Source organism: Rhizobacter sp. J219 (genome assembly GCF_024700055.1).
Classification (GTDB): domain Bacteria; phylum Pseudomonadota; class Gammaproteobacteria; order Burkholderiales; family Burkholderiaceae_C; genus Rhizobacter.
The window spans coordinates 1,303,654-1,320,174 of the sequence record NZ_JAJOND010000001.1 but is presented as its reverse complement, the minus strand read 5'-3'; the positions used below and the strand labels follow the sequence as shown (position 1 = coordinate 1,320,174).

The window sequence follows — 16,521 nt, the reverse complement described above, 5'->3', positions numbered from 1 at the left end:
CAGCGCCGATGAAGGCGCCGCCGAGACGAGATGAGTGAATCGAGTACACGGGTGATCCCCATCGTGCCGGCCGAGGCCGCCACCGGGGCCGAGCCCGAACCGGGCGGCTGGCTCTACGAGAAGCAGAAGAAGATCTACCCGCGTTCGGTGAGCGGCTGGTTCTCGCGCTGGCGCTGGACGATGGTGTGGGTCACGCAGATCGTCTTCTACGGTCTGCCCTGGCTGCAGTGGAACGACCGCCAGGCGGTGCTCTTCGACCTGGCGGCGCGGCGCTTCTACATCTTCGGGCTGGTGCTGCACCCGCAGGACCTGGTCTACCTCGCGGCGCTGCTCATCGTCTGCGCCTACTCGCTCTTTCTCTTCACCGCGGTGGCGGGGCGCCTGTGGTGCGGTTTCGCCTGCCCGCAGACCGTCTACACCGAGATCTTCCTGTGGGTGGAGCGGCGCTTCGAGGGCGACCGCATCGCCCGCATGAGGCTCGACGCCGCGCCGTGGTCGTTCGACAAGCTGTGGCGCAAGAGCGGCAAGCAGGCGGCGTGGATCGCGATCGGCCTGTGGACCGGCTTCACGCTCGTCGGCTACTTCACGCCGGTGAAGGTGCTGTGGGGCGAAGCCTTCACCCTGACCTTCGGGCCCTGGGAATGGTTCTGGGTGCTCTTCTACGGCTTTGCCACCTACGGCAATGCCGGCTACCTGCGCGAGCAGGTCTGCACCTACATGTGCCCCTACGCGCGCTTCCAGAGCGCGATGTTCGACCGCGACACCCTCATCGTCAGCTACGACAAGGCCCGCGGCGACCCGCGCGGCTCGCGTGGCCGCAAGGTCGACCCGCGCAGCAAAGGCTTGGGCGACTGCATCGACTGCAACCTGTGCGTGCAGGTGTGCCCGACCGGCATCGACATCCGCAACGGGCTCCAGTACCAGTGCATCGGCTGCGCCTCGTGCATCGACGTGTGCAATGAGGTGATGGACAAGATGAACTACCCGCAGGGGCTCATCCGCTTCGCGACGCAAAACGGGCTGGCCAACCGCTGGTCGAAGCTGCAGACGCTCAAGCGCGTGCTCAGGCCGCGGGTGCTCATCTACAGCGGCGTGCTGGTGCTGATCTGCATCGGCTTCGTGGTGAGCCTTGCGCTGCGCAGCCCGTTCCGGGTCGACGTGGTGCGCGACCGTGGGGCACTGGCGCGCGTGGTCGGCGAGGGTTCGATCGAAAACGTGTACCGCCTGCAGGTGATGAACGCGACCGAGTCGCCGCAACGCTACCGCGTGACGCTCGAAGGGCTGGTGGGAGCCACCGTCAGCTCGCGCACCGAGTTCGAGGTGGGGGCGGCCGAGGCGCGCTGGTGGCCCGTGAGCGTGCAGCTGCCGCATGCGGCGGCCCGCGCTCTGGGCAGCGGCGCCCACCCGGTGCGCTTTCGCATCGAACGCGTGGCCCAGGCCGACGAGTCGGCGGCCGTGGTGGTGGAGAAGTCGACCTTCGTCGTGCCGCGATGAAGGCCCCTGTCGTGAAGGAGACCTGTTCATGAATGCACAACACAAGCCTGTGAAGCCCACGCCCTGGTGGCGCGTGGGCATGGTGTGGCTGGTGCTGGCCGGGCCTGCGGCCGTGGTGTTGGCGGGCTTTGCCACGCTCAGAATCGCGATCACCCATGTCGACCCGGTGGTGCAGGTGCCCGCGGCGGTGGCCGACACCTCGGCATCGATGAGCCCGGCGATGAAAGCGCGCAACCACGCGGCCACGCCGAAGCCGTGATGTTCTCGCCCGCGTTTCGCCAGCAAGCCCTGCAGGTGCTCTGGCCATCGTTCCTGATGGCGGGGGTGCTGGAGATGCTGCTGTTTGCCGTGGTTGACCCGGGCGACCTGCAGTGGTTTGGCGGCACACCGATCGACTGGCCGCGGCAGGCGGTCTATACGGCGACCTTCTTCATCTGCTGGGGGGTGATGGCGGTGTCGGGGGGGTTGACGGTGTTGTTGATGAAGTCTGATTCGGATGTGAATCGGCAGGATCCGTTTTGATTTTGGGGTTTGCGTTGCCGGGGTTTCGCCCTGGCGGGCGAGTCACTTTCTTTTGCTTCGCCAAAAGTAAGTAACCAAAGAAAAGGCGACCCCGTTCGCCGGTCGGCCTAGGGCCGACTGCTCTCCGCTGCTCGTGCTTGGGGCGTCGCGCAGAACTCGCTACGCGGCCTGCGGCCGCTGCGCTCAAACAGCTGCGCGAAGTCAGTTCACGAAGCGCGCTGCGCGCGCCACCCCAAGCCCTGCGCTGCTCGACGGCTCTCAAGGGCCCCGGGATACCGCCGCCCGCTTCGCGGGCATCACACTCTCGACTCGCTTCGCCTCGTGCTTGGTCGCTTGGCGACGGAAGAGGCGATGCGCAGCGAGCCGAGTGGCTCGGTGGTCCAGCATGTGTGCGGAGGTCCGATGTAGACAGGTGCTTCATCGGCCGAGGCCTGTAGCCATACGCTGCGGCCAAATGAAGAGCGCCTTTGCTTTGGTTACTTTCATTTGGCGCGACAAATGTTCGCGCAGCGGGGTTCGCTCACTTCGCGCAGCGAAGTTATGCGAACACCAAAGTGACTCGCCCGCCGGGGCGAGACCCGGCAACCCGCCACGCAGTGCAAATCGTCAACAACGAGCGCTGTTGACCAACCGCCTCAACCCCTCCGCATCCACGATACGAATATCCCGCTGCTTCACCTCCAACAACCCATCATCGTGAAACTTCGAAAACGTACGACTGACAGTCTCCAGCTTGAGCCCGAGGTAAGACCCGATCTCCTCACGCGTCATCCGCAGCACGAGAGACGATGACGAGAACCCCCGCGCCTGCAGCCGCTGCGTGAGGTTGAGCAAAAACGCCGCCAGCCGCTCCTCGGCACGCATGCTGCCCAGGAGCAGCATCACGCCGTGGTCGCGCACGATCTCGCGGCTCATGATCTTGTGGAACTGGCGCTGCAGCTCGCCGAACTCACGCGAGAGCGACTCCAGCTGCGCATACGGAATCATGCACAGCTGCGAATCCTCCAGCGCCACTGCGTTGCAGCTGTGGCGCTCGTTGCCGATGCCGTCAAGCCCCAGCAGCTCGCCGGCCATCTGGAAGCCCGTCACCTGGTCGCGGCCGTCTTCGAGCGACACGCAGGTCTTGAAGAAGCCGGTGCGCACTGCATACAGGCACTGGAACGCATCGCCGGCACGGAACAGCACGTCGCCGCGCGCCACGCTGCGCCGCCCGGTGACGAGCGTGTCGAGCCGCTCCATGTCGGCCGCGGGCAGGCCCACGGGCAGGCACAGCTCGCGCAGGCTGCAGCTCGAACAGGCGACCTTCAGCGCCGGGGCCGCAGGGGTCGCGCGGGAGCGTCGGCCGTTCGGGGCGAGGGGAGGGACGGTGTCTGGCATGTCAGGTATCTCAGTCTCCCGCGGATTCTGTTTCCCGACCCCGGCGCAGTGATTGACGCCCGTCAAGGCGCGATCCGGTCGCCTTGGCACAGTTGGGGCACCATGAGCGACGTCCTGTGCCCTCCTGCTGCGCCCGCCGCAGCCCTTGCTGATTTCCGCCTCACGCCCGAGCTGCTGCAGCGCTTCGACGTGGCCGGCCCGCGCTACACCTCGTACCCCACGGCCGACCGTTTCGTCGAAGCCTTCGGCGAGGTCGACTATGCGCAGGCCGCACGGCTGCGCACGCAGAGTGCCGCCGCGGCGCCGCTGTCGGTCTACGTGCACATCCCGTTCTGCGAATCGGTGTGCTACTACTGCGCGTGCAACAAGGTCGTGACCCGCGACCACGGGCGTGCCACGGCCTACCTCGATGCGCTCGAGCAGGAGATGGCCCTGCACACCGCGCTGCTCGGCCTGGGCCAGAGCGTCTCGCAGCTGCACCTGGGCGGCGGCACGCCCACCTTCCTGAGCGATGCCGAGCTGAGCCGCCTGCTGGGTGCGCTGCGCCGTCACTTCAAGATCGCGCCCGGTGCGGAGATGTCGGTCGAGGTCGACCCGCGCACCGTCATCCGCGAGCGGCTGCAACACCTGGCGCATCTCGGCTTCAACCGCCTGAGCTTCGGCGTTCAGGACTTCGACGAACAGGTGCAAAAAGCCGTGCACCGTGTGCAGCCCTATGAGTCGGTGCGTGCGCTGGTGGAAGCCGCACGCGACATCGGCTTCGAGTCGATCAACGTGGACCTGATCTACGGCCTGCCCAGGCAGAGCCCGTTGTCGTTTGCCAAAACGGTGGAGCAGGTCAATGCCCTGCGGCCCGACCGCATCGCGCTCTATTCCTACGCCCACCTGCCGCAGCGTTTCAAGCCGCAGCGCCGCATCTCGACCGAAGACCTGCCTGTTGCCGGCGACAAGGTGGGCATGCTGAGCGATGCCATCGAGGCGTTTCTGGCCGCTGGCTACGTCTACATCGGCATGGACCACTTCGCGCTGCCCGACGACGCCCTCGCCGTGGCCAAACGCCAGGGCCGGCTGCACCGCAACTTCCAGGGCTACAGCACGCAGCCCGATTGCGACCTGGTGGCGCTCGGCGTCTCGGCCATCGGCCACATCGGCGCCACCTACAGCCAGAACGCGAAGACCCTGCCCGAGTACTACGACGCGCTGGCGCAGGGCCAGCTGCCCATCGTGCGCGGGCTCGCGCTCACGCGCGATGACCTGGTGCGCCGCGCCGTGATCATGGCGCTGATGTGCCAGGGGCGGCTGGAGTTCGAGTCGATCGAGCTTGCACACCTGATCAGCGTGCCCGAGTACTTCCGCAACGAACTCGCGCAGATGGAAACGATGGCCGAGCAGGGCCTGGTCGAGATCGAGCCGGGCGCGCTGCAGGTCACCCGCATGGGCTGGTACTTCGTGCGCGCGGTGGCGATGGTGTTCGACCGCCACCTGCAGGCCGACCGTCAGCGCGAGAGGTTCTCTCGCATCATCTGATGGAGCTTGCGCTTGTCATCAGCGCGGCCTTGATGGGCCTGGCCGGTGTGCCGCACTGCCTGGCCATGTGCGGGGGCTCCAGCACCGGCGTGATCCGCGCTTGCAGCCGCGGCAATGCGGGCCATGCCACGCTCGGCTTCCACCTCGGGCGCCTGGCAGGCTACGCCGCGGGCGGCGCGGTGGCGGCGTCGAGCGTTGCGCTCCTGCGCCAGCTGGGCGAGGCGGCGCCAGCGTTGCGGCCGCTCTGGGTGCTGGTGCACCTGGCGGTGCTCGGCTTCGGCATTTGGCTGGTGTGGACGGGCAGGCAGCCGCGGTGGATGCAAGGGCAGGGCCGGACGCTGCCGCCGCAGCTTGCGGCCGAGGGTTGGCAACGCGTCCAAGGGCCGGCACGCGCGGCAGGTGCCGGTGCGCTCTGGGTCGCCTGGCCGTGCGGGCTGCTGCAGTCGGCGCTGATGGTGGCCACGCTCGCCGGCAGCGCGGCCTCGGGTGCGGCGGTGATGGCAGCGTTTGCCGTTGTCTCGTCGGCCGGGCTCGTCGCCGGGCCGCTGGTGTGGATGCGGCTCGGCGGTGGCACGACCGCGAGCCTTGCGACCGGGCAGTGGGCCGTGCGCCTTGCCGGTGCCGGCCTGGCGGCGGCTTCGGGCTGGGCGCTCGGGCACGGGCTGTGGGCACGTGTCGTGGCGCTGTGTTTCGGCCCCTGAGCGAGCCACGGCTTGGCCCCAGTTGCAACAGAGTAAGGTGAATACCTTATCTGACCTGTGCATGATCGGCGCGATCCTACGGCCTCCACTCCCGACCGCGCCATGCCGAACGACACTCCGACCTCTCCTCACACCGACGTGCTCATCATCGGCGCCGGCCTTTCCGGCATCGGCGCGGCCTACCACCTGCAGACCGAGTGCCCCGACCGCAGCTACGTGATCCTCGAAGGCCGCGAGGCCATCGGCGGCACCTGGGATCTGTTCCGCTACCCGGGCATCCGCTCCGATTCCGACATGTACACCCTGGGTTACCGCTTCAAGCCCTGGACGAACGCCAAGGCCATCGCCGACGGCCCGGCCATCCTGCAGTACATCCGCGAGACGGCCGCTGAAAACGGCATCGAGCGGCACATCCGCTTCGGCCACCGGGTGGTCGGCGCCTCGTGGTCGACGCCCGATGCGCGCTGGACGTTCGAGGCCGAACGCGCCGGCACCGGCGAGCGGGTGCGTTTCACCTGCAACTTCCTCTTCAGCTGCAGCGGCTACTACAAGTACGAAGGCGGCTACCTGCCCGACTTCCCGGGCATGAGCCGCTACACCGGCCGGCTCGTCCACCCGCAGAAGTGGACGAGCGACATCGACTACGCCGGCAAGCGCGTGGTCGTCATCGGCAGCGGCGCCACCGCGGTCACGCTCGTGCCCGAGATGGCCAAGACGGCGGCCGACGTGACCATGTTGCAGCGCTCGCCGACCTACGTTGTCTCGCGCCCCGCGCAAGACCGCATCGCCAACGCGCTGCGCCGGGTGATGCCGGCGAGCTGGGCCTATTTCTTCACCCGCTGGAAGAACGTGCTGCTGTCGATGTATGTCTATCGGTTGTGCAAACGAAAGCCGGAGAAGGTGAAGAAGTTCATCGTCGACGGCATCCAGGCCGCCATCGGCAGCAAGGTCGACGTGGCGAAGCACTTCACGCCGCGCTACAAGCCCTGGGACCAGCGCCTGTGCCTGGTGCCCGACGGCGATCTCTTCCGCATGCTCTATGCGGGCAAGGCCTCGGTTGTCACCGACGAGATCGAGACCTTCACCGAAAAGGGTATCAAGCTCAGATCGGGCACCGAGCTGGAGGCCGATCTCATCGTCACCGCCACCGGCCTCGTGCTCACCACGCTCGAAGACCTGGACCTGCGCGTCGACGGCCGCCGTGTCGAAGCGGCCAAGACCTTCGGCTACAAGGGCGCGATGTTCAGCGACGTGCCCAACCTCGCTTCGGCCTTCGGCTACACCAACGCCTCATGGACGCTCAAGTGCGACCTGACCTGCGAATACGTCTGCCGACTGCTCAACCACATGAAGCGCCACGGCCACCAGCAGTGCACCCCGCGCAACCGCGACCCCGGTTTCAAGGCCGAGCCGTGGATCGACTTCAGCTCCGGCTACGTGCAGCGTGCCCTCGCGCGCATGCCCAAGCAGGGCTCGAAGGCGCCGTGGAAGCTCTACCAGAACTACGTGCGCGACCTGGTCACGCTGCGCTTCGGCCGCATCGACGACGGCGTGATGGAGTTCAGCCGCCCCAGCCACGCGGCCGGCGGGCAGGTCAAGCAGGCGGCGGGCTGAGCGCGGGCTCGTTCTGGCCGGGCGAGGCCTGCAGCAGGGCACGCACGTTGGCGAGGAACGCGGGAAAGTCGATCGGCTTGGTCCAGTAGGCGAGCGCCCCGGCGGCCAGGGCGGCGTCGGCATCCATCGGCACCGCGTTCGCCGTCAGCACCGCGACCTTCAGCTCGCGGGTGGACGGGTCGGCGCGCAAGGCGGCGAGCACCTCGTGGCCGTTCATGTCGGGCAGCCGCATGTCGAGCAGCACGAGGCTCGGCCGCCGCTCGCGCGCCAGGGCCAGCCCCTGTGCGCCGGTCTCGGCGACGAGCACCTGCACCTGAGGCCAGGGGCGCAGCACCTCCACCACGAGCAGGGCGTTGATGGCGTTGTCTTCGATGTACAGCACGGTGCCGGACGGTGCCGCCGCGTCGTCCGGCGTGGTGGCGCGGGGCGAGGTCGCGCCGTGCTGTTCATTGCATGGCTGTTCGTCGCTGTACTGGCCCACGCGAAGCATCTGCTCGATCAACCCCTGCAATTGCAGGCCACTCTGGTGCAGCAGGTCAAAGTGCCGGGCTTCCGCGGGCGTGAGGCCGTCGCCCCGTTCCGTGCGCAGCAGGTGGGTGATGCCGAGCACCGCGTTGAGCGGCGTGCGCAGCTCGTGGCTCATGCGCGAGAGGAACTCGGCCTGCGCCCGGTCGGCCGCTTCGGTGGCAATGCGCAGCTGCCGTGCACGCTCGGCTTCGCGCACTTCGGTCACGTCGCGCACCATCGCCGTCATCAGCAGGTCGGGGCCGCTGCCCAACCGCGCGATGGTCGCCTCGATCGGGAACTCGGTGCCGTCGCCGCGCAGGCCGTGCAGCGCGCGCACCGTGCCCATCTTGCGTGCCGGCTGGGCGCCGGCGCCGTAGTTGGCGACGTACTGTCGGTGCGCAGCACGCGCGGCCCCGGGGATGAGCAGGTCCAGCGGCTGGCCCAGTGTTTCAGCGGCGGTGCGGCCGAACATCCGGCAGGCTGCGTCGTTGAAGAGCACGATGCGCTGCGTGGCATCGACGACGACGATCGCATCCATCGCCGTCGCGATGATGCCCGGCAGCCGGTCGGTCAGGTCGGGCAGGCCCGGCCCGGGGCTCAGATCACGGTGCTGCACAACAGCGCCTGCAGCGTGTAGCGGTGGTTGTCCACCTGCTCGGCGCCGAGCGACACCTGCAACTGCCGGCCCTCGCGGACGCAACTGCACGCCAGCTCGACGCGGCCGTCGGCGCAGCGCTTCGGGTCGTGCTCGTCCCAGACGAAGTCGGCGTCGTCTTCTGCGGTCTGCTCGCCGATGCGCAATGCAAAGCCGGCCAGCGCGGCCGACTGTTGCCAGGCGCGGGCTTCGGGCGAATTGGCGTCGCCGCGGAAGCAGACGGTGATGTCCTTGAGCGCCTTGCCGCTGTGCTCGCGCAGCGTGAGCAGGTCACCCAGCACACGCAGCGGGTGCCTGGTTTCTCCCAGGCCGTTGAAGACCGGCCGGCCGGCTTCGCGGTCAATCTCGCGCACCACGTCGCCCGGCTGGCCCTCGCACTCGATCGCGTCGTAGAGCCGGCCCAGGAGCTGCGCCGTTTCGTGCGAGCTGCTGGGGCGGATGTGGGCCACCCGCGCGCCCAGGCCAACGGCGGCCGCCGTGAAGGTCTGCAGGGCAGGGTCGTCGTTCGAGGCCGACATCACCGCGATGTTCTTGCCCCGCAGGGGTTGCTGCGGGTGGCCGGCCTGTGCCGCCGCCTTCAGCGAATGGGCGGCGTCGAGCAGGGACGAGAGTTCGCGGCTCGTGAGCGCATCGAGCGACCAGAGGCGGCGGTGGTCGAGGGGGCTGCTGAGGATCATGATCGTATGGACGAGAGCGTATTCATGGCGGCCCCGGCGGGCTTGACCCGTGTCAAGTGGCCGCCATCGGTTTTCAGGCAGCCGCCGGCTGATACAGAGCGTTTACACAGGCTTCACCCGTCGTTACCCAATGACGCGGGCGGTTCGCAAGCGGTTGAGGGGCGCTTCCTACAGTGGCGTCAACCAACCAGGAGCCCCGCATGCTTGCCAACGCCACCCCTGCCAACGCCACCGCACCCCACCACCAAGCCGCACGCAGTGGAGGCCAGCCGCGCGAGTCTTCGCAGACCGGGGCGCGCATCGCCGAAAGCCTGAAACTCATCCACGACAGCCTGCCGGTCACGCGCCGCCTGCTGCGCGCCGGTGAGTCGGTCTACGAAGCCGGCGAGCGTTTCGACTCGCTGCATGTCGTGAACTCGGGCATCTTCAAGCTCGTGAACCTCTCGCCCGACGGCCGGGAGCAGGTGGTCGGCCTGCAGTTCAAGGGCGACTGGCTGGGCTTCGACGGCATCGCCACCGGCCGCCACGGCTGCGACGCGGTGGCCATGGACACCGGCGAGGTCTGGACCATCCGCTACGACAGCCTGCTGCAGGCGAGCCTGCGCCAGCCGGCGCTGATGGCGGTGGTACACGCCGCGATGAGCCGCGAGATGACGCGCGACCGCGATGCGCTGCTGTCGATCTGCACCCTGCCGGCCGATGCGCGCGTGGCGGAGTTCCTTCACAACTGGGCATCGTCTCTCTCCGAGCGCGGCCTGCGCACCGACCAGATCACGCTTCGCATGACCCGTGCCGAGATCGGCAACTACCTCGGCATGAAGCTCGAAACCGTGAGCCGCGCGCTCTCGCGCCTGGCCCGCGACAAGATCATCCAGTTCTGCGAAACCGGCCGCCGCGAGGTGCGCATCCCCGAGCTGGCGGTGCTGTCGGCCTTCGTGCAGCGCAGCCTGGCGCCGGAGGGCGCGACGCTGCAGTAAGGCACATCGGCTGCAACGAAGCTCTCACCGAGCGGGTGGGACGTACCGCACGACGGATGCCGCTGCCATCCTGTAGCCACTCACGCCCATCTCGGATGGCGGCGGTGGCGAATGGACGCAAGCGCCGAAATACGGCACCAGCAAGAACTCCTTGAGGCCTTCCTTGCTTCCTCGATGGTTGTTCCGCTCACATCCGCGGCGAGAGGCCATCGACCAACGAGAGCCGGTAGGCCCGGATCCCCGGGATGAGGCTGGTCACCCAGCCGGATGCCAGTAGCGTGCGCCGTCGCCGTGGCTGAGCACCATTCGGTCGCCGAGCTTGTAGCCGCGCCGGCGCGCCACGTCCGAGCCGTCCACCATCACACGGGTCGCGATGCTCGATTTGCCGGGGGCCGGCGCGCTGTGCGGCGTGACCAGCCCGACACGGGTGGAAGACTCGATGCGCGTTGGCGAGCTTGGATTGCCTTTGCGCGCGCCGCTGCGCCCAGGTGGCGCATCGAGGCCGGGAAGTTCGCCTCGTTCCAGGGCATGACGCTCAGACCTTCGTGCGGCCTACGGTCTGCGCCAGCAAGAGTTGTTGGTCGTTACCGAGGCCCATCGCCTTGGCCAGCGCATCCCGGTCGAACCATGCGCGCACCACCGTCGCCAACCCGGCCGAGGCGCAGAACAGGTAGACGTTCTGCGCCATGGCACCCGCTGCCGCGCAAGCGTATGCGGTGCGCTGCGCCGCTGGCACCATGCCCATGCGTCCATGGTCGCCGACATAGACGAGGTCCAGCGCCGCGTCGTCGACGAAATCCTGGTAGCCGGTGACGCGCCGTACGTCGCTGGCTTCGACGAGTTGCAGCGCGTGCGCGACCGGTTCGTAACGGTACAGGCCTTGCGGCATGGCGGCGTAGAGCTGCACCTCCTGCGCGTTCATCGCGCTCGGTGTGGTGCGCCCATCCAGCGCCGGGCGGTTGACACCCGCAGCGGCCCACAGCAGGTCGGACAAGGTCTGCTCGTCCAGCGCCTCGGGCGCGAACTCGCGCAAGGACTGGCGGCGCACCAGCGCCTCCATGAGCGGCAGCCCGCCTTCGCGGTGCGGCGGCGGCAAGGCGAGCGTCTGTTTCGCATCACCCACCGGCGGTCGCGGTGGGTTGTGGCCCATCAGGCCCAGGGCCAGCTTGGTCAGCGTGTTCATCGTTGCGGCCTCCGATCGATCAGGCGCAGCCTAGGTGCAACACGCCGCAGCGGCTTGACAGGCGTCAAACCCGACGCTCGGGACATGCTCGGCGCAGCAACAGGCCATGTCGATTTGGCGTGCCTTCGTTCGTCGTGGGAATACGGCGTACCCTCAGGTGGGCACGCCGACCGGTCTACTTCACAGGAGTGCAGACATGTCCTACATCGATGGTTTCGTGATCGCGGTCCCGACCGCCAACAAGCAAAAGTTCATCGAGCACGCGCGCCAGTTCGACCCGATCTTCATCGAGCTGGGTGCCATCCGCGTGATCGAGGGTTGGGGTGATGACGTCCCCGACGGCAAGGTCACCGATTTCCGCCGGGCGGTCCAGGCCACGGCCGATGAGACAGTGGCGTTTTCGTGGATCGAATGGCCCGACAAGGCCACCCGCGACGCAGGCATGAAAAAGATGATGGAAGACCCGCGCATGGATCCATCCAAACCTGGCAACCCGCCGATGCCCTTCGACGGAAAACGCATGATCTTCGGCGGCTTCGAACAAGTGGTCGAAGTCAAGGCTTGAACGGCCGGGGGCGCAGGCGACTGTTTGACGGTGCGGAGAGAATCACCGCCTGGCTGGACTACCCCTGGTCGGGCTGGACAGCCTGCCCCCCATGACCGACGCTCAATACACGACCTTGCCGCAGTGGCCCAACGCCTATCCGGCCAGCGGCGCCAGCGCCACCCTGAAACGCCTCAACGAGGATTTCATGGTGACCGAACTGCCGCTGCAGTTGCCCTCTGGCGAGGGCGAACACCTCTGGCTCGACGTCGAAAAGAACGGTGCCAACACCGCCTTCGTGGCCCAGCAGCTGGCCGCGGCCGCAGGCGTGCAGGAAATGGACGTGGGCTATGCCGGCCTCAAGGACCGCTACGCCATCACCCGTCAGTGGTTCAGCATCTATTTGCCGAAGGCCGAGACACCCGACCTGACCCAGCTTCAGCACCCGGAATTCAAGGTACTGAGCCAGAGCCGCCACGTGAAGAAGCTGCGCCCCGGTGATCTGCAGGGCAACCGATTCCGCATCGTGCTGCGTGACGTGACCGGCGACCGCGATGCCATCGAAGCCAATCTGGAGGCCGTGGCGTCACTGGGCGTGCCCAACTACTTCGGCGCTCAGCGCTTCGGCCACGACGGCGGCAACGTCGAGCAGGGCAGGGCCATGCTGGCGCGCGAGATCCGCGTGCGCAACCCGAAGAAGAAGGGCCTATACCTGTCGGCGGTGCGCTCCTTCGTCTTCAATGAAGTGCTGGCGCTGCGAATTCAGCAGGGGCTCTGGGGCAAGAGTCTGCTCGGTGACGTGATGGACGAAGCGGGCCGGCCCACCGGGCCGCTCTGGGGACGGGGCCGCGTGACCGCCACCGATCAGGCGCAGGCCCTGGAAAACGCAGTGGCTGAACGTCATGCCACTTTGTGCGACGGCATGGAACACGCCGGTCTGGACCAGGAGCGCCGCGCCCTCGTGGCGAGCCCGGGGGGCATGTCATGGGAATGGCCGCAAGCCGATCAACTGGTGCTCACGTTCACTTTGGCCGCCGGGAATTACGCCACGTCCGTTCTGAACGAAATCCTCTGCACCACGGAACCCGACCGGCGCACCGAGAACGAGTCTGCGCAGCGGCCCTTCGCCGACTGACCCGCCATCACCCCTTCACCGCCTGCAACGCCGTCGCCAGCGCATGCGCCAGCTCTTCGCGCGAATACGGCTTGGCCAGCAGCTCCCATGACAGCGGCGCACTCTGGCTCGTGTCGAGGAGCTCGGCCGAGAAGCCCGACATCAGGAGGATCGCCAGGTGCGGCAGCCGCGCCTGTGCTTCGCGGGCGAGCTCGGTGCCGCGCATGCCGGGGCCGAGGGCGATGTCGCTCAGCAGCAGCTGGTAGGCGGCGTCTTGCGTCAGCAGCGGCAGGGCCTGCTCGGCGCTGGCGCACGGGGTGACCTCGCAGCCGAGCGTGGCCAGGAAGCGCATGGCCACGGTGCGCACCTCGGGCTCGTCTTCCACCAGCAGCACCTTCAGGCCGGGCGGGATCTCACCGGGGCGTGCTTCGGCGTCGCCTGCCGCCTGCTCGGTTTCGACGTAGCGCGGGATGTAGAGCCTGACCGTCGTGCCCTGGCCGAGCGCGCTGTCGAGGGTGATGGCGCCGTGCGACTGCTTGACGAAGCCGTACACCGTCGACAAGCCGAGGCCGGTGCCGCGGCCGAGTTCCTTGGTGGTGAAGAAGGGCTCGAAGGCGCGCTCCTTCACCGTGTCGGACATGCCGGCACCGGTGTCCGATACGGCGATCGCGATGTAGGCACCGGGCTGGTCGCCGGCCTTCAGCTCGAAGTCACCGCGCAGCTGCAGGGGGAGGGCCGCGCACAGCTGGCCGCTGAAGCTGAGCGTGCCGCCGTTGGGCATGGCGTCGCGGGCATTGATGGCGATGTTGAGCAAGGCCGATTCGAGTTGGCCCGGGTCGGCCACGCAGGGTGGGCAGTCGTCGGGCGCGTTGACCTCGATGCGGATGCGCTGGTCGAGCGTGCGCCTGAGCATGTCGGCCAGCGAGTCGATCAGCGCCGGCACCTCGATGCGGCTCGGGCTCAACACCTGCCGGCGCGAGAAGGCGAGCAGCTTGCCCGTGAGTTCGGCGCCGCGCTTGCTCGCGCGGGCCGCGGCGCTCACGAGCTGTTGGGCGTAGGCGTCGCCGTTGACGGCGGGCAGCTCTTCGAGCACCTGCAGGTTGCCCTGGATCACGGTGAGCAGGTTGTTGAAATCGTGTGCGATGCCGCCGGTCAACTGGCCCACGCTTTCCAGGCGCTGGGCGTGGTGCAGCGACTCTTCCGACTGCACGCGCTGCAGCGTGGCGGTGAGCAGGTTGGCCAGCGATTCGAGGAAGCGCACCTCGTCGTCACTGAATCGCTGCGGCTGGGTGGAGCGCACCGCGAGCGCGCCCACCACCTGGCCGCGGTCCGACAGGGGCACCGCCATTGCGCTCACGAGGCCGGCGTCGAGATAGGCCTGCGGCACGGTGTAGCGCTGCTCCTGGCGGTAATCGGCCACGATGACCGGCTTGCCGTGCGCGAAGACGAAGCCCGGAGGCGTGTCGGGCCGGTTGGGGATACGGCGGCCGACGGCCTCGCTCGGCAGCAGGCCAGCGCCCGCGGCCACGCGGAATTCGAGCTGGTTGGGTTCGAGCAGGAAGACGATCGCCACCTGCACCTGCAAGGCCTCCATCGCGACCACCGGCAGCTGGTCGAGCAGCAGGCTGGCGTCGCGTGCGTCGACCGCGAGGCGACCCATGCGGGCCACGCATTCGGCATAGTGCGCGCGCTGCAGGGCGCGCTTCACGCGCGGGTAGTTGCCGATGCCGCGGATGGCCACCACCACGTGCGGAAGCCCCTGGCTCGCGAGCGGGCTGAGCGAGATCTCGACCATCACCTCGCTGCCGTCGCGGCGCTTGGCCACGAGTTCCATGTCGGTGCCCATGGGGCGCGGGCGCGGGTTCTTGGCGTAGCTCGCGCGGTATTCGGCATGGCGCGGGCGGATGCTGTCAGGCACCAGCTCGTCGACCGAGAGCCCGACGAGTTGCTCGGCGGTGTAGCCGAGCAGGGCTTCAGCGGCCGGGTTGGCGAGCTCGATGATGCCGTGGCCATCGACCAGCAGCAGCGCATCGGGGTAGGCCGAAAAGATGCTGCGGAAGAGGGCGGGTTCGTCGGCCCCGATGGGCGGGGTCATGATGATGTCACCTGCGGCACGAACACGTAGCCGGCACTGCGTACCGAGCGGATGATCTGCGGCTGCTCGGGATCGGCCTCGATCTTCTTGCGCAGGCGGCCGACCTGCACGTCGATCGTGCGGTCGAAGGGGCCGGCTTCGCGGCCGCGTGTCTGCTCCAGCAGGAAGTCGCGAGAGAGCACACGGCCGGGGTGGCGCGCCAGCACGCACAACAGGTCGAACTCGCCCGAGGTGAGCGGCACGTCGTGCCCGTCGGGGTGGGTGAGGCGGCGGGCGCCGGTGTCGAGCTGGAAACGTTCGAAGACGAGGCGATCGGGGGCGGCCGGTGCGGGGGCCGCGGCCGCGGGGCCGGCAGGTGCGCCTTCGATGCGGCGCAACACGGCCTTGACGCGGGCGACCAGCTCGCGCAGGTCGAAGGGTTTGGTCACGTAGTCGTCGGCGCCGACCTCCAGGCCCACCACCTTGTCGACCGCATCGCCGCGGCCGGTCACGATCACCAGGCCGCAGCGCCAGTGCTCGCGCAGCTGGCGGGCGATCACGAAGCCATCTTCGCCGGGCAGGCCGAGGTCGAGCAGCACGAGGGCAGGGGCGTCCCTGGCCATCAGGTCCATCAGGGCGCGGCCCGAGTGCAGCTGGCTCACGCGAAAGCCGTGCGTCTTGAGGTAGTTGCCGAGCAACTGGGTGATGTCGAGTTCGTCGTCGAGGACGGCGATGTGGGTGGCGTTCGGTGTGGTCACGGGATCAAGGTTAACTCCGCGACGGCGCGTTTTTCAGGGCATCTCGACTTTCACGCCCCCGGCGCGCAGGGTCTTGAGGGTGCGCGCGGGCGTGCCGCGTGGCACCACGAGCTGGCTGATGTCGCGAAGCGTCGTCACGAGGAAGGGCGAGGCGGCGAGGAGCTTTTCCGACGAGGCCAGCACCACCGTCTCGGCTGCGCGGTTGTGCAGTGCGCGTTTCACCGCGGCCTCTTCGGCGTCGCCGGTGCTCAGGCCGGCCTCGGGGTGCACGCCGGTCACGCCCATGAAATAGAGGTCTGCCCGCAGGCGCGAGGCGGCATCGATCAGTTCGGCGCCCACGTTGACCATTGAGTGGCGGAAAAGCCGCCCGCCCAACACGAGGATGTCGATGTGCGCGTGCGCGGCGAGCGCCACCGCGATGTTGGGGCTGTGGGTGACAAGCGTGGCGCGCAGGGCGGGGTCGAGGTGGCGCGCGACCTGCAGCGCGGTGGTGCCGCCGTCGAGGATCACCACCTGGCCCGGCTGGATCATCGCGGCGCCGGCGCGCCCGAGCCGCACTTTCTCGTCGATCGACACCGTCTCGCGCACCTTGAGGTCGCCCATCGCGGGAGAAGCGGGCAGCGCGCCGCCGTGCACCCGCTGCAGCTTGCCGGCCTGCGCCAGCTCGCGCAGGTCGCGGCGGATGGTGTCTTCCGAGGTGCCTAGTTCCTGGGCCAGGTCCTTGGCGACGATCTGACCCTCGGCCGAGAGCCGCTGGAGGATGAGCTGCTTGCGTTGCACGGTGAGCATGGCTGCGG

General features: G+C 68.3%; 16 protein-coding genes and 1 pseudogene. 9 read left to right on the top strand and 8 right to left on the bottom strand.

All coding sequences use genetic code 11. The annotated features are described in order from the left end of the window. The first annotated feature begins 30 nt into the window (after positions 1-30). From ccoG to LRS03_RS06040, 3 genes are read left to right on the top strand one after another with little or no spacing between them, the layout of a single operon-like run. Entirely contained in the window at positions 31-1,494 is a 1,464-nt protein-coding gene (ccoG, locus tag LRS03_RS06050; protein WP_257824490.1) for a cytochrome c oxidase accessory protein CcoG, read from the top strand. 28 nt (positions 1,495-1,522) lie between these two features. Continuing rightward, positions 1,523-1,753, top strand: a complete 231-nt coding sequence (locus LRS03_RS06045; RefSeq protein ID WP_257824489.1) for a nitrogen fixation protein FixH — start codon at positions 1,523-1,525, stop codon at positions 1,751-1,753. Beyond that, positions 1,753-2,016, top strand: coding sequence for a hypothetical protein (locus LRS03_RS06040; RefSeq protein ID WP_257824488.1), 264 nt, complete (start codon positions 1,753-1,755; stop codon positions 2,014-2,016). The genes LRS03_RS06045 and LRS03_RS06040 overlap by 1 nt, the downstream gene beginning before the upstream one ends. A gap of 606 nt (positions 2,017-2,622) precedes the next feature. On the opposite strand, the gene fnr is transcribed toward LRS03_RS06040, so the two are convergent. Then, positions 2,623-3,393 carry a fumarate/nitrate reduction transcriptional regulator Fnr gene (fnr, locus tag LRS03_RS06035; protein WP_257824487.1) on the bottom strand — a complete coding sequence of 257 codons (771 nt, stop codon included), beginning with the start codon at positions 3,391-3,393 and terminating at the stop codon, positions 2,623-2,625. Positions 3,394-3,495: 102 nt separating this feature from the next. Between fnr and hemN the strand changes: the two genes are divergently transcribed. The 3 genes from hemN (at position 3,496) to LRS03_RS06020 (ending at position 7,235) form a co-directional block, all read left to right on the top strand. After that, positions 3,496-4,920: an oxygen-independent coproporphyrinogen III oxidase gene (gene hemN, locus LRS03_RS06030; RefSeq protein ID WP_257824486.1), complete on the top strand. Its 1,425-nt coding sequence runs from the start codon at positions 3,496-3,498 to the stop codon at positions 4,918-4,920. Next, entirely contained in the window at positions 4,920-5,621 is a 702-nt protein-coding gene (locus LRS03_RS06025) for an urease accessory protein UreH domain-containing protein (RefSeq protein ID WP_257824485.1), read from the top strand. The genes hemN and LRS03_RS06025 overlap by 1 nt, the downstream gene beginning before the upstream one ends. 102 nt (positions 5,622-5,723) lie before the next feature. Beyond that, a complete protein-coding gene (locus tag LRS03_RS06020) occupies positions 5,724-7,235 on the top strand; it encodes a flavin-containing monooxygenase (RefSeq protein WP_257824484.1) in 1,512 nt (503 codons plus the stop codon). Here LRS03_RS06020 and LRS03_RS06015 read toward each other — a convergent pair. After that, on the bottom strand, positions 7,216-8,358 hold the full coding sequence (locus tag LRS03_RS06015) for an ATP-binding response regulator (protein WP_257824483.1): 1,143 nt from the start codon (positions 8,356-8,358) through the stop codon (positions 7,216-7,218). The genes LRS03_RS06020 and LRS03_RS06015 overlap by 20 nt on opposite strands. Beyond that, positions 8,340-9,074 (bottom strand): Rossmann-fold NAD(P)-binding domain-containing protein, encoded by a 735-nt coding sequence (locus LRS03_RS06010; protein WP_257824482.1) that lies wholly within the window; start codon positions 9,072-9,074, stop codon positions 8,340-8,342. The genes LRS03_RS06015 and LRS03_RS06010 overlap by 19 nt, the downstream gene beginning before the upstream one ends. 200 nt (positions 9,075-9,274) lie before the next feature. On the opposite strand from LRS03_RS06010, the gene LRS03_RS06005 reads away from it, so the two are divergent. Continuing rightward, positions 9,275-10,051 carry a Crp/Fnr family transcriptional regulator gene (locus LRS03_RS06005; protein ID WP_257824481.1) on the top strand — a complete coding sequence of 259 codons (777 nt, stop codon included), beginning with the start codon at positions 9,275-9,277 and terminating at the stop codon, positions 10,049-10,051. 24 nt (positions 10,052-10,075) lie between these two features. Here the strand turns inward: LRS03_RS06005 and LRS03_RS06000 are convergent. Together LRS03_RS06000 and LRS03_RS05995 are read right to left on the bottom strand one after the other, a co-directional pair. Continuing rightward, positions 10,076-10,219, bottom strand: a pseudogene (locus LRS03_RS06000) (DUF3299 domain-containing protein); the annotation flags it as partial. A 367-nt stretch (positions 10,220-10,586) separates the two neighbouring features. Continuing rightward, a complete protein-coding gene (locus LRS03_RS05995; RefSeq protein WP_257824480.1) occupies positions 10,587-11,234 on the bottom strand; it encodes a SagB/ThcOx family dehydrogenase in 648 nt (215 codons plus the stop codon). Between the two features lie 196 nt (positions 11,235-11,430). Between LRS03_RS05995 and LRS03_RS05990 the strand changes: the two genes are divergently transcribed. Continuing rightward, the gene (locus LRS03_RS05990) at positions 11,431-11,799 is read left to right on the top strand and encodes a DUF1428 domain-containing protein (RefSeq protein WP_257824479.1); all 369 of its coding nucleotides are present in this window, start codon (positions 11,431-11,433) and stop codon (positions 11,797-11,799) included. A 91-nt stretch (positions 11,800-11,890) separates the two neighbouring features. Beyond that, a complete protein-coding gene (gene truD / locus LRS03_RS05985) occupies positions 11,891-12,913 on the top strand; it encodes a tRNA pseudouridine(13) synthase TruD (RefSeq protein ID WP_257824478.1) in 1,023 nt (340 codons plus the stop codon). A 7-nt stretch (positions 12,914-12,920) separates the two neighbouring features. On the opposite strand, the gene LRS03_RS05980 is transcribed toward truD, so the two are convergent. Genes LRS03_RS05980 through LRS03_RS05970 form a run of 3 tightly spaced genes read right to left on the bottom strand, consistent with a single transcriptional unit; the run spans position 12,921 to position 16,513 of the window. Further along, complete coding sequence (locus LRS03_RS05980; protein WP_257824477.1) at positions 12,921-14,987, bottom strand: PAS domain S-box protein; 2,067 nt, start codon at positions 14,985-14,987, stop codon at positions 12,921-12,923. Beyond that, positions 14,984-15,724 carry a winged helix-turn-helix domain-containing protein gene (locus LRS03_RS05975; protein ID WP_257824476.1) on the bottom strand — a complete coding sequence of 247 codons (741 nt, stop codon included), beginning with the start codon at positions 15,722-15,724 and terminating at the stop codon, positions 14,984-14,986. The genes LRS03_RS05980 and LRS03_RS05975 overlap by 4 nt, the downstream gene beginning before the upstream one ends. Positions 15,725-15,757: 33 nt before the next feature. Further along, a complete protein-coding gene (locus tag LRS03_RS05970) occupies positions 15,758-16,513 on the bottom strand; it encodes a DeoR/GlpR family DNA-binding transcription regulator (protein WP_257824475.1) in 756 nt (251 codons plus the stop codon). Positions 16,514-16,521 lie beyond the last annotated feature (8 nt).